This window comes from Actinokineospora sp. UV203 (assembly GCF_056323665.1).
In genome coordinates, this window is the sequence record NZ_CM150484.1 from 446,504 (window position 1) to 458,145 (window position 11,642).

The 11,642-nt window shown below is 68.1% G+C and carries 12 protein-coding genes; 6 read left to right on the forward strand and 6 right to left on the reverse strand.

All coding sequences use genetic code 11. From position 1 onward, the window contains the following. The first annotated feature begins 113 nt into the window (after positions 1-113). The 3 genes from ACUZ2Y_RS02125 (at position 114) to ACUZ2Y_RS02135 (ending at position 2,107) form a co-directional block, all read left to right on the forward strand. Entirely contained in the window at positions 114-956 is an 843-nt protein-coding gene (locus tag ACUZ2Y_RS02125; RefSeq protein ID WP_476326357.1) for a mechanosensitive ion channel family protein, read from the forward strand. 75 nt (positions 957-1,031) lie between these two features. After that, complete coding sequence (locus ACUZ2Y_RS02130) at positions 1,032-1,490, forward strand: hypothetical protein (RefSeq protein ID WP_476326359.1); 459 nt, start codon at positions 1,032-1,034, stop codon at positions 1,488-1,490. Continuing rightward, a complete protein-coding gene (locus ACUZ2Y_RS02135) occupies positions 1,487-2,107 on the forward strand; it encodes a hypothetical protein (RefSeq protein WP_476326361.1) in 621 nt (206 codons plus the stop codon). Before ACUZ2Y_RS02130 ends, ACUZ2Y_RS02135 begins: the two co-directional genes overlap by 4 nt. Here the strand turns inward: ACUZ2Y_RS02135 and ACUZ2Y_RS02140 are convergent. The 4 genes from ACUZ2Y_RS02140 to ACUZ2Y_RS02155 form a co-directional block, all read right to left on the reverse strand. Next, entirely contained in the window at positions 2,040-2,504 is a 465-nt protein-coding gene (locus tag ACUZ2Y_RS02140; RefSeq protein WP_476326363.1) for a DUF6328 family protein, read from the reverse strand. The two genes, ACUZ2Y_RS02135 and ACUZ2Y_RS02140, sit on opposite strands and share 68 nt — an antisense overlap. 82 nt (positions 2,505-2,586) lie before the next feature. After that, complete coding sequence (locus tag ACUZ2Y_RS02145; RefSeq protein WP_476326365.1) at positions 2,587-2,757, reverse strand: hypothetical protein; 171 nt, start codon at positions 2,755-2,757, stop codon at positions 2,587-2,589. A gap of 759 nt (positions 2,758-3,516) precedes the next feature. After that, positions 3,517-3,918, reverse strand: a complete 402-nt coding sequence (locus ACUZ2Y_RS02150) for a hypothetical protein (RefSeq protein WP_476326367.1) — start codon at positions 3,916-3,918, stop codon at positions 3,517-3,519. Positions 3,919-3,977: 59 nt separating this feature from the next. Beyond that, positions 3,978-4,955 carry a DNA polymerase domain-containing protein gene (locus ACUZ2Y_RS02155; protein ID WP_476326369.1) on the reverse strand — a complete coding sequence of 326 codons (978 nt, stop codon included), beginning with the start codon at positions 4,953-4,955 and terminating at the stop codon, positions 3,978-3,980. Positions 4,956-5,094: 139 nt separating this feature from the next. On the opposite strand from ACUZ2Y_RS02155, the gene ACUZ2Y_RS02160 reads away from it, so the two are divergent. Next, positions 5,095-6,477, forward strand: a complete 1,383-nt coding sequence (locus ACUZ2Y_RS02160; protein WP_476326371.1) for an FAD-binding oxidoreductase — start codon at positions 5,095-5,097, stop codon at positions 6,475-6,477. Between the two features lie 14 nt (positions 6,478-6,491). Continuing rightward, positions 6,492-7,745 carry a class I SAM-dependent methyltransferase gene (locus ACUZ2Y_RS02165; RefSeq protein ID WP_476326373.1) on the forward strand — a complete coding sequence of 418 codons (1,254 nt, stop codon included), beginning with the start codon at positions 6,492-6,494 and terminating at the stop codon, positions 7,743-7,745. A 418-nt stretch (positions 7,746-8,163) separates the two neighbouring features. Here the strand turns inward: ACUZ2Y_RS02165 and ACUZ2Y_RS02170 are convergent, their stop codons facing one another. After that, positions 8,164-8,913, reverse strand: coding sequence for a maleylpyruvate isomerase family mycothiol-dependent enzyme (locus tag ACUZ2Y_RS02170; protein ID WP_476326374.1), 750 nt, complete (start codon positions 8,911-8,913; stop codon positions 8,164-8,166). 58 nt (positions 8,914-8,971) lie between these two features. Further along, positions 8,972-10,057, reverse strand: coding sequence for an ABC transporter ATP-binding protein (locus ACUZ2Y_RS02175; RefSeq protein WP_476326376.1), 1,086 nt, complete (start codon positions 10,055-10,057; stop codon positions 8,972-8,974). 267 nt (positions 10,058-10,324) lie between these two features. On the opposite strand from ACUZ2Y_RS02175, the gene ACUZ2Y_RS02180 reads away from it, so the two are divergent. Next, the gene (locus tag ACUZ2Y_RS02180) at positions 10,325-11,596 is read left to right on the forward strand and encodes an ABC transporter substrate-binding protein (RefSeq protein ID WP_476326378.1); all 1,272 of its coding nucleotides are present in this window, start codon (positions 10,325-10,327) and stop codon (positions 11,594-11,596) included. Positions 11,597-11,642 lie beyond the last annotated feature (46 nt).

Consider the following 11,642-nt stretch of genomic DNA (forward strand, 5'->3'; position numbering starts at 1 on the left):
ACGCGGGGTAGGCGGGCGACCTCACCAGTGCGATGTGTAGCGGACGGCGTTGTGGGTAATTCCTCGGCCAGCGGCCGCGAACCGTCGCGACCCCTGCTGGAAGGGAGAAAGCCATGGACTTCGGCCAAGGCCTATCCGATGCGTGGGCGTCGATCATCACCTTCGTGCCGAAGCTGCTGATGTTCCTGGTCATTCTGTTCATCGGTTGGCTTCTCGCCAAAGCGATCGCCAAAGCCGTCGATTTCGGCCTGGAGAAGGTCGGATTCGATCGTGCGGTCGAGCGCGGCGGCATCAAACGCATGTTGGACCGCGGCAAGTACGACGCATCCGACATCGTCGCGAAACTGGTCTACTACGGGATCCTGCTGATCGCCCTGCAGATGGCGTTCGGCGTGTTCGGGCCGAACCCGGTCTCCGAGCTGCTGACCGCCGTTGTCGCGTGGCTGCCGAGGGCCATCGTGGCGATCATCATCGTGGTCGTGGCCAGCGCGATCGCCACCGGTGTCAAGGACCTGATCAACAACACCCTGGGCGGGCTTTCCTACGGGCGGCTGCTCGGGACGATCGCCTCGGTCTTCATCCTGGCCCTGGGCATCATCGCCGCGCTGAACCAGATCGGTGTCGCCACCACGGTCACCACCCCGGTTCTCGTGGCGGTCCTCGCCACGGTCGCGGGCATCCTGATCGTCGGCGTCGGCGGTGGTCTCATCAAGCCGATGCAGAGCCGCTGGGACGGCTGGCTGAACCGCGCCGAGCGGGAGATCCCGAAGATGCGTGACGAAGCCGCGGCCACCGCGCCGCGACACGGCGCCCCGGAAACGAGCGAGACGAGCCAGATGGGGACCAGGCCCGCGAGCCATGTCCCCGCCGGCGCCGTGGATCCGAGCGCGCCGACCACACCGATTCCGCCCACTGGAGCGCCGATGCCGCCGCCGAGCGGCTACCGACGCACTTGACGGGTTTCCCCTCCGGTCACCGGGGTAGCCACCATGCGAGACGGCGTAACCGATTCGACCGGAGGGGCCAAGACCATGGCCGAGCACACTCCTCGCGTAGCGGACGCGATCAACACTCTGGTGGCCGCGGTCCGAGACCGTGACATCGACGTCGTGTCCGACCTGCTCGCCCAGTGGTGCCGACCCGCCTCGGACTCCGATCTTCTCGCCATCGTGACCGCGCTGATCAGCGCGGGTGGGCGGAAGATCCTGGAGTCCGAGGCGGTTCAGCTGCCCGACGCGGCTTTCGCCGTGGAGGTGCAGAACGCCGACGGGCTGCCCGTCGACATCGACTCCATCGCCCCGCCGGTCCGCGCCGTGCTGCGCGCGCAGCTGGCGTGGCTCAACGACCGGCCGGAGGACGTCACCGACCAGATCCGGCTCGTGATCGACGCCGGCGACAGCCACGACCGGATGTCGATGCTGGTGCACGCCCTCGTCTGGGCTGTCCAGGTGGGTGTCGGCGAGTCCACAGAGGACTTAGGGGGGCGATGATGATGACGGACATGGCCGGGCGCGGACCAGCCATCGTGTGGCGGGGACCGGTGGACGCGGACCTCGCGGTGGTGCTCGACCCGGCGGGGGAGGCCGGCCACGGGGAACTGCCCGCGACTTGGCGACCGCTGACCGACCGACTCCGGGTCGGCTGGGTGCGGCTACCGGCGGACGGCCCGGGGCTGGCGGCTCTGACGTCGATCCTGAGCGAGACCGAAGGCAGGCGCGTGCACATCGTCACCGCTGGGGCGGCCACCGAGCCTGTCCTGTGGGTGGCGGGCGCGCAGGCACGGAAGGTGAAGTCCTTCGTCGCCGTCGACCCGCGGTCCTGCGCACCCGACTCGCCGTGGGATGAATGGGCCCGGGGCTTGGCAGACGAGGGGGCGGTGGTCCGGTGCTTCCAGACCGCCCAGGAGGACGTGGACCTGCGCAGACCGCCGCCCGCGCCGCTTGGGCTGCCCGAGGTGGTCGCGTGGGTGGCGGAGACGATCGCCGCGACGGAACCCCCGTCGAGCGGGACGCGCGAGACCATCGCGCGAGGCTTGCGGGCTATTCGGCGCCACCGCGGTGCCGGTGGCGCGCGGGCACAGCGAACCACAGGGTCCCGAACCCGATAGCGGTGACCGCGGCCAGGATGGTCGACGCCGGTTGACCGATGATCACATCGGTGAGCAGCAGGACGGTCCCCGTGACCGCGAGGGCGAGCGTGGCCAATCCGGCGATGGCGAACGTGTTGGCGCTGTGGACGATCAGGTCGCGCCTACCCTGCCGGAACAACACCCGATGCCACGCGGCCGGTGCGGTGAACAACGCGATCGCCAAGACGGCGAGAAGCACTGTCACCAGGTGCACGACATGCTGAAACCCCGTCGCGCGTTCGTAGGAGTCGGTGAACGTCACGGCGAGCAGGAAACCGAAGAGGATCTGCACTCCGGACTGAGCGACCCGAAGCTCCTGCAGCAACTCGTTGACGTTGCGCCGCAGCCGGTCGCCTTCACTTTCGTCGTTCGTCATCGGTGGAGCAACCCGATGAGGATGAAGTAGACACAGCCCCCGATCACGACGGCGAGGGTCAGGTTGAACATGAGCCGGGCGATCATGGCCCACCCACCGCGCAGTCGTGGGGAATCTCGCCGCTGCGGACACACCCGGCGGCGGTGACCAACCACCCCTGGTTGAACTCGTTGAGGAACATCGTGTCGGACCCGGCGCGGACAATGGTCCCGTCGCCCCAGACCTCGGTGTCCTCGATGGTGGCGGGCTTCAATTTCTCAAGGACAGCCGCACAATCCTCATCCTCAAGCACCTTCGGCCCGAACGGGGCACATGCGTCTTCGGGGCGGCTCTCCGTCAACGCCCCTTGAAAGGCCCGCGCCACGTCTTCCGCCTCCCGGATCCGATCGCCCCCACAAGCTGAGAGACCCACCAGGGCAGCGAGCACCACAGCGACCCGCCTCATCGACATGAATTGACGGTACTAGCGATCAGGACCTTTCGCCGGACGCCGCAGTCGAGGGGTTCCGAGCGGCCTGACCAGCCAATCCCCACCCGCTCTGGCAGCGCCGCCCGACAGCACCTTTCAACGAATCCCTACCAGCCAAAGCCCCACCCCGGACGAGCAAACCTCGGGGCCGCTTTTAATCCCTGCTCTGCCCCCTCGTCCTGGCCATCTTCAATTATGGACGCGCGGGAGACTTCCCTTTGATGCCAACGAGAACTCGGGGCCAGGACGAGGGGCAAGAGGAAGCGCAGGGGCGAAGAACTATCCCCCTGAGTCTTGCTTGTCCGGGGTGCAGGGCCGAGCGCTGTCCCTGAAGGTGACCGTGTTCGGAGCGCAGGACAAAGAACGCGCCGGGTTCGCTCGCCGGGGGTTGGCCAAGTTTCGGTGGGGCCGTGTTTGTCGCTGGGAGTCGCGGCTACCCATCGTGGCCGAGTGGACATCGGCCGTCGTTCTCGCACTGGCAGCCTGGGACGGCCGCCGAGTCGCGACGTCTGGGTGCCGCGCCCCAATTTTCGGATCGCGGTCTTACTCAACGTTCGGAGGAGTGCGGATGGTCTCCGCCATCGAACCGCCCGCCTCATCTGCCGACTGGCCTCTCCGGGCGGCGTCGTTCGGGATTTGGCGTTCGGGTTCGGGCATGTCGTAACCCTCGGGTTCGTCCCCGGCGTCCACGGATTCGTCGAGGTCGTCGATCGGGGCGGCTGCCACCGGGGTGTCCGGGATGTCGTCCGGGGTCACGTCGGCCTGTTCGGCCCGGAGTTTTCGCTCCAGGCCCTCGCCTGCGAGTGCCTCTGCGGGGGTGGTGCCGTACTTGTCGGCCGCCGACCAGTGTTCGGGGGGTTCCATACCCTCCTCCAGCGGGTCCACGTGCAATGCGTCCTCGTCCAAGTCTTCCGCGCCGGTGTCGGCGGGGTCGCGGTCGCTCATGATGGCCTCCCTGGGGTACGGCTGGGGTCTACCCCCGTCCTCGTTCGGCAAAACGACCGCTACTCGGACGTGGACTCCTCCTCCGCCGCTTTGCGGGCCCTTGCCCTCCGCTTGCCCTCGTGCATCGCCTGGACGCGGGCGACGGGAATGGTGTGGCCTTCGTCGACCAGGTCGGTGGGGAGGGGCTGGGGGTCGGGCATTCGGGTGGCCCACGGGTCGGTGTCGGCGAGCAGCGCCGGCGCCGTTCGCACGGTGAAGTCCGCGGGTTTGACCGAGGTCAGGTCCTCCCACGCCACGGGGAACGAGACGGGGGTGCCGGGGCGGATGCGGGGGCTGTAGGCCGCGACTACGGTGGCGCCGCCCGACCGGGTGGAGTCGAGGAAGACCTTTCCCGCCCGGTCGTCGACGATGTAGGCCGTCGTCGCCAGCGCCGGGTCGATGCGTTCCGCTCGGGCGGCGATGGCTCGGGTGGCGGCGGCGACGTCCTCCATGGACGCTTCCGGGTCGACCGGGATGAAGACGTGGACGCCCTTCGCGCCGCTGGTCTTGGCCACCCCGGTGAGGCCCGAGTCGGCCAAGGCCTGTCGCACCAGCAGGGCGGCTTGGACGGCGGCGCTGAAGCTGTCGTCGCCTGTGGGCGGGTCGAGGTCGAGGATCATGTGGGTGACATGGTCCGGACGTCGCAGCATTGTCAGGGTCGGGTGGTACTCGATGGACCGCTGGTTGGCGAACCACAGGAGGGTTCGACGGTCATCGCAGAGGGCGTAGGAGATCTCGCGCTTGGACGCCTCTGCCCACACCGTGGCCCGCCGGACCCAGTCCGGGGTGTATTTCGGCAGGTTCTTCTGCATGAACGGCTGCTGCCCGGGCCGCACCCGCATCACCGACAGGGGTCGGTCGCGCAACACCGGGATTATCCGGTCGCGGACCGCGTCCAAGTAGTCGACCAAATCGCGTTTGGTGGCCTCGGCCCCGTCGAACAGCGGCTGGTCGAGATTGGTCAGCGACACCCCGTCGCGCACTTCGTCCTCGCTCACCCGATCACCTTCCCACGCGTGACGGTCTCGTCAACTCCGATCTTGCGCGAGCGAAATCCGCGCCGTTCGGCTATCACTGAGGGAGGAGTATGAGACCGCGTCGGCAACCGCTGTACCGGTCGAGCCGAATAGGGTGAGAATGACAGGTATGACGGGTGCCACGACCAGCGCGGGGACCGCGCACCAGGACCGGGTGGAGCGCCTGCGCGAGCGGTTCGCCGCCCTGCCACCGGACTCGCCGATTCGGCTGGCCAAGCGCACATCCAACCTGTTCCGCGACCGCGGCGGCGCCGGGACCATCGACGTCGCCGACTTCACCCACGTCCTGTCCGTCGACCCGCGGGCGCGCACCGCCGACGTCGAGGGCATGGTCACCTACGAGCAGCTGGTCGACGCGACCCTCCCGCACGGGCTGATGCCGCTGGTCGTCCCGCAGCTCAAGACCATCACCCTGGGCGGCGCGGTCACCGGGCTCGGCATCGAGTCGTCGTCCTTTCGCAACGGTATGCCGCACGAGTCGGTGCTGGAACTCGAAGTCCTCACCGGCGACGGCCAGATCGTCGTCGCGCGACCGGACAACGAGCACCGCGACCTGTTCCACGGGTTCCCCAACTCCTACGGCACCCTCGGCTACGCGCTGCGGCTCACCATCGAACTCGAACCCGTGCGCCCCTACGTCCACGTCCGCCACCTGCGCCACCGCGACGCCGCGGGCTACTTCGCCGAGCTGGCCGAGGTCTGCGCCACCCGCACCCACGGCGGCAAGCCCGTGGACTTCGTCGACGGCACCGTGTTCGGCCCCGACGAGATGTACCTGACACTGGGCACCTTCACCGACGAAGCGCCCTACACCAGCGACTACACCTGGCTCGACATCTACTACCGCTCCATCCAGGGCCGCGCCGACGACTACCTGACCGTCCGCGACTACCTGTGGCGCTGGGACACCGACTGGTTCTGGTGCTCTGCCGCCCTCGGCGTGCAGAACCGCCTGGTCCGGCGGGTGCTGGGCCGCAAGCGGCTCCGCTCGGACGTCTACTGGAAGGTCGTCGCCCTCGAACGCAAGCTCGGCGTGTCCGCCCGGATCGACAAGTGGCGCGGCCTGCCCGCGCGCGAGACCGTCGTGCAGGACATCGAGGTCCCGATCGACCAGGCCGCCGCGTTCCTCGACTTCTTCCACCGCGAGATCCCGATCAACCCGGTCTGGGTGTGCCCGGTGCGGCTGCGCGACAAGACCCAGTGGCCGCTCTACGTCATGGACCCGGACTCGCTCTACGTCAACTTCGGCTTCTGGTCGTCGGTCCCGCTGGACCCGGGCGAGTCCGCCGACACCCACAACCGGCTCATCGAGCGGACCGTCACCGACATGTGCGGCCGCAAATCGCTGTACTCGGCGAGTTTCCACGAAGAGGATGAGTTCTGGTCCCTCTACAACGGACCCGCTTACCGGGATCTCAAGACCCGCTACGACCCGGGGGCAAGGCTGCTCGATCTGTACGACAAATGCGTCCGGGGGCGCTGACCAGGGGAGAGCGAATGACCACACCGAGAATCGCTGCGGCTTTCGAGGGCATCATCCCGCCGGACGGCGGGCTGGCCGTGTCCGCCTACGACGGCAGCGTCGCGGGAAACCCGGACGCGCCGGTCCGACTGGAACTGTCCACACCGGAAGCGGTGACCTACCTGCTTTCCGCGCCGGGCGAACTGGGCCTGGCGCGCGCGTACGTCACCGGCAACCTGAAGATCACCGGTGGCCTCTACAACCTCCTCGACGTGCTGGTGCCGATCATCGACGACCTGCACCTGCGCGACGGCATCAAGCTGCTGCGCGAGTTGGCGCCCACCCACCTGCGGCCGGTCCAGGCCCCGCCGGAGGAACTCCCAGGCCGCGCGCGGCGTGCGGCGCTCGGGCTGCGGCACTCCAGAAACCGTGACTCCGTAGCCATCTCCCGGCACTACGACGTGTCGAACCGCTTCTACGAACTGGTCCTCGGCTCGTCGATGGCCTACACGTGCGCCTGCTACCCGACCGCGGAGGCCACCCTCGAAGAGGCGCAGTGGCAGAAATTCGACCTGGTGTGCCGCAAACTGGCGCTGGAACCGGGAATGCGACTCCTCGACGTCGGCTGCGGCTGGGGTGGCATGGCCATGCACGCCGCAGAGCACTACGGCGTCGATGTGCTCGGCGTGACTCTGTCGCGCGAGCAGGCCTTGTGGGCGCAGAAGGAGATCGCCGCCCGCGGCCTGTCCGACAAGGCCGAGGTGCGCCACCTGGACTACCGCGACGTCACCGAAACCGGCTTCGACGCGGTGTCCTCGATCGGGCTGACCGAGCACGTCGGCGCCCGCAACCTGCCCGCGTACTTCAGCTTCCTCTACGGAAAGCTGCGCCCCCAGGGCAGGCTGCTCAACCACTGCATCACGCGGACGAACACCACCGCGCCGCACAAGGTCGGCCCGTTCTTCGATCGCTATGTCTTCCCGGACGGTGAACTGGAAGGCATCGGCGAGATCGCCTCCGCCATGCAGGACAACGGGTTCGAGATCCGGCACGACGAGAATCTGCGCGAGCACTACGCGAAGACTCTCGCCGCTTGGTGCGCGAATCTTGATGAGAACTGGGAAGAGGCGGTGCAGGACGCTGGGATCGCTCGGGCTCGGGTGTGGGCGTTGTATCTGGCTGCTTCGCAGTTGGCGTTTGACCGGCATCAGCTTGAGCTGCACCAGTTGCTTGGCGTGAAGGTGGGGGAGAGGGGGGTTTCGGGGATGCCTTTGCGGCCGACTTGGTGACTCGGTTCGTCCCTTGTGGACGTGGCGAGCTCCGGGTCTCTGGCCGGCTGTACCTGTTGCTCCCGGCGTTTCGTGCTGGGGTGCCCACTCATGAGGCCGTTGCGTTGGGCCACTTGCGATTCAGGGTGGTTGGGAGGGCGGCCCTCAACGAGCAGGCCGTTCTGTTCTGCCCGTTGCGATGGGGTTGGTTGAGAGGACGGCCACCGCTCCGCTGCCCTGATCCGCCACCCCTCCACCCTCACGCGCCAAGCCGGCAAACCGCGAGTCGCCCCTTCCGGCAAGCGAGTCGCCCCTTCCGGCAAGTGAGTTCGACATTCAGAACCGTGAGTCCCCCGTCGGTGCGGGGGACTCACTGCGTTCCACCAGAGGGCCGTGGTGTCCGGCCCCTGGGTGGCGGGCCACCCTGTCTGGGACAGCTCTAGAACCGGGTTCGGTCCAGCCAGGTCGTGAGCACCCCTGCGTCGCCGACGATGTCGAGGCCCGGGTGGTCGGCGGGCAGCCTGCGCAGCATCGCCAGGGACAGGTCCGCCGCCTTCCCGCGCACCGCGGCCGTGCCCTTGGCGTGTTCGTGTTCGACAGTGATCCCCCCGTCAGCCGTCCGGAGGATCCACTCGCCGGGGACGGTGAGGCCGTCGTCGGTGGCGTGCAGGTGTAGCGACGTTCCCTCGGCCAACGGCGCGTCGTCGCCTGCGGGGCGGGCGGCCACCAGGCCCAGCCATTCCGAGAGGCTGTCGGCCGCGACATCAGGGTCGACCTCGAACGGCGCTCCGGCCGCGATGGCCGCGTCGGCGCGGTGGATGACTGTCTCGTGTAGGCGGCGGCGGATCCACCAAGCGCTCGGCTTGGGGCCGGTGAAGGTCCACACCGACGTCTCCGGCCCGGCCGCCTCGACGCCGTCGAGGATGAGTTGGGCGCCCTTGGCCATCCAGTCGACCGCGCCTGCCCAGTCGGCGGGTGGTTTGCCGTCGGCGACGGTCTTGGGGTCGATCACGACCTGGGATCGCTCACCTGTGATGGCGGCCGCCCACCGGTGGCCGCGGCCGACGTGGGTGACCAGTTGGCGCAGCGTCCAGCCGGGGCAGGTGGGCACGTCGGCGTCCGGGTCGGCGGCGCGGGCCAAGTCGGCGAAGAGGCGGTTCTGTTCGACTAATTCGGCGGCGAAATCCATGCTCGCCACACTAGCCAGACCGACCGACATTCCGCGCTCGTCCGTGCCCGGCCCAGGCTCAGTCCAGGCGTTCGCCGGTGGTGGCGTCGAACAGGTGGATCTCCTCGGGGTGGCGCAGCGTGGCGGTGATCGTCTGGGCCAGGGCGGGTGGTGTCCGGCCGTCGACCCGCATCACGACGCGTGGGGTGTTGGGGTCGTCCTGGATGGCGGCGTGGACCAGGGCGTCGGCACCCAGTTCCTCGACCAGCTCCACGATGAGCGACACCCCGTTCTCCGTGCCCGTCGGCGCCAGCTCCAGCGACTCGGGGCGGATGCCGGCGGTCACCGTGTCGACGCCGCTCCCGACCGCGCGCGGCAGTGGGATGTCGGCGCCGCCCAGGCGCATCGAGCCGTCGTGGACCGGGAGGGTCAGCAGGTTCATGGCGGGTGAGCCGATGAAGCCTGCGACGAACGCGTTGGCGGGGCGGTCGTAGAGGGCTCGTGGGGTGTCGCACTGCTGCAGGAGTCCGTCTTTGAGCACCGCGACGCGGTGGCCCATGGTCATGGCTTCGACCTGGTCGTGGGTCACATAGATAGTCGTGGTGCCGAGGCGTCGTTGGAGGGCGGCGATGTTGGCGCGGGTCTCGACCCGGAGTTTGGCGTCCAGGTTGGACAGTGGTTCGTCCATGAGGAACACCGCCGGGTCGCGCACGATCGCTCGGCCCATGGCGACGCGCTGGCGCTGGCCGCCGGAGAGTGCCTTGGGCTTGCGGTCGAGGTAGTTCTCCAGCTCGAGCAGCTTGGCCGCCTCGGCGACCTTCTCGGTGATGGTGGCCTTCGGCAGGCCTTGCAGCTTGAGCGCGAAGCCCATGTTCTGGGCGACGGTCATGTGCGGGTAGAGCGCGTAGGACTGGAACACCATCGCGATGTCGCGGCCCTTCGGCGGCACATGGGTGACATCCCGGTCGCCGATGCGGATGGTGCCCTCGTCGACATCTTCCAGGCCGGCGAGCATTCGCAGCGCGGTGGACTTGCCCGATCCGGACGGGCCCACCAGGACCAGGAACTCGCCATCCTCAATGGACAGGTCGAGCCGGTCCACGGCCCGCACCGGCGGGGATCCGGCGTAGACCCGCGACGCGGAATCGAAGCTGACTTGAGCCATCGCTGCCCATCCTTCACCGGTCGGCACCCCGAGCTTCCCAGGATGCCCCATCCGGCGGGGTGACACCAGTGCGCCATGCCGGGTAGGGGTTCTCCGGCCGTCCCCAATTGTTGATTTCGAAACGGTAACGAGCACATGTCGTTCGTTCCCTTGCCGCCAACATGCGAGAACAGTCCGATTAACACCAAAAAGCCGCGCCCAGCGCGCGGGGACGTTCATCGATCCACTGGAGGTGTCGTGTTTACGCGAGGACCTGTCGGACGCGGAGTGGCTCTTGCTGCCGCGCTGGTGCTGAGCCTCAGTGCGTGTGGAACATCGGATTCGGGCGGTGGCGGCGGCACACAGCCGGGCCCCGCCGCGCTGGAGGGGGTCGGGCCGATCACCCTGGTCACCGGCAAGGACACCTCCGGAAACCTCCAGAACCAGGTGGACGGCTGGAACGCCGAGCACGCCGACCAGAAGGTCACCCTGATCGAGCTGCCCGAGGACGCCGACGCGCAGCGCCAGCAGATGGTGCAGAACGCGCAGACGAAGTCCGACGCCTACACCATCCTCAACCTCGATGTCGTGTGGACCGCGGAGTTCGCCGCCAACCAGTGGGTCACCCAGTTGCCGGAGGACCAGTTCCCGATCGACAAGCTGCTCCCCGCGACGGTGGAGACCGCCAAGTACTTCAAGAAGCTCTACGCGGTGCCGATCAACAGCGACGGCGGCCTGCTCTACTACCGCAAGGACCTGCTCGACGCGGTCGGCGCCAAGCCCCCGACGACGTGGGCGGAGATGAACGCCGCCTGTGACAAGGTCATCGCGGCCAACCCGGCAGTGTCCTGTTACGCCGGTCAGTTCGAGAAGTACGAGGGCCTCACGGTCAACTTCAGCGAGGCCGTCAACTCCGCGGGCGGTGACGTCGTCGGTGAGGACGGCAAGCCGAACGTGAACACCGACAAGGCGAAGGCCGGTCTGGACTTCCTCGTCGAGGGCGTCAAGTCCGGCAAGATCGCCGCCAAGGCCAGGACCTTCAAGGAGGAAGAGGGTCGCCGGGCGTTCCAGGCCGGTGAGCTCGTCTTCCACCGCCAGTGGCCGTACCAGTACGCCAAGGCCAACGCGACGGATGGCTCGTCCACGGTCGCGGGCAAGTTCGCGGTGGCGCCGCTGCCGGGTCTCGACGGCGCGGGCTCCTCGACGCTGGGCGGGCACAACTACGCGATCAGCTCGTTCGCCAAGAACAAGAAGAGCGCGTTGGACTTCATCAAGTACATGGTCGAGGAGAAGCAGCAGCGGGCCAGCTTGGAGAAGACCAGCCTGGCGCCGACCTGGGCCTCGCTCTACGACGAGCCCGAGCTGGTGGAGAAGTTCCCGTACCTGACCGAGTTGAAGAAGTCGATCGAGAAGGCGAAGAAGCGCCCCGCGGTCGTCAAGTACCAGGAAGTGTCCTCCGCCATCCAGGAAGCCGCGTACGCGGCGATGAGTGGTCAATCCAGCAGCCAGGACGCGCTGGCGTCGTTGCAGACGAAGCTGGAGTCCCTGACCGGTAGCTGACTTCGGCACGCGGGGTCCCGGGTGCCGCCGGGACCCCGCCTTCGGT

Coding starts and splice junctions, on each gene's coding strand:
- ACUZ2Y_RS02125 (WP_476326357.1), top strand. CDS start 114: ATGGACTTCGGCCAAGGCCTATCCGATGCGTGGGCGTCGATCATCACC.
- ACUZ2Y_RS02130 (WP_476326359.1), top strand. CDS start 1,032: ATGGCCGAGCACACTCCTCGCGTAGCGGACGCGATCAACACTCTGGTG.
- ACUZ2Y_RS02135 (WP_476326361.1), top strand. CDS start 1,487: ATGATGATGACGGACATGGCCGGGCGCGGACCAGCCATCGTGTGGCGG.
- ACUZ2Y_RS02140 (WP_476326363.1), bottom strand. CDS start 2,504: ATGACGAACGACGAAAGTGAAGGCGACCGGCTGCGGCGCAACGTCAAC.
- ACUZ2Y_RS02150 (WP_476326367.1), bottom strand. CDS start 3,918: ATGAGCGACCGCGACCCCGCCGACACCGGCGCGGAAGACTTGGACGAG.
- ACUZ2Y_RS02160 (WP_476326371.1), top strand. CDS start 5,095: ATGACAGGTATGACGGGTGCCACGACCAGCGCGGGGACCGCGCACCAG.
- ACUZ2Y_RS02165 (WP_476326373.1), top strand. CDS start 6,492: ATGACCACACCGAGAATCGCTGCGGCTTTCGAGGGCATCATCCCGCCG.
- ACUZ2Y_RS02170 (WP_476326374.1), bottom strand. CDS start 8,913: ATGGATTTCGCCGCCGAATTAGTCGAACAGAACCGCCTCTTCGCCGAC.
- ACUZ2Y_RS02175 (WP_476326376.1), bottom strand. CDS start 10,057: ATGGCTCAAGTCAGCTTCGATTCCGCGTCGCGGGTCTACGCCGGATCC.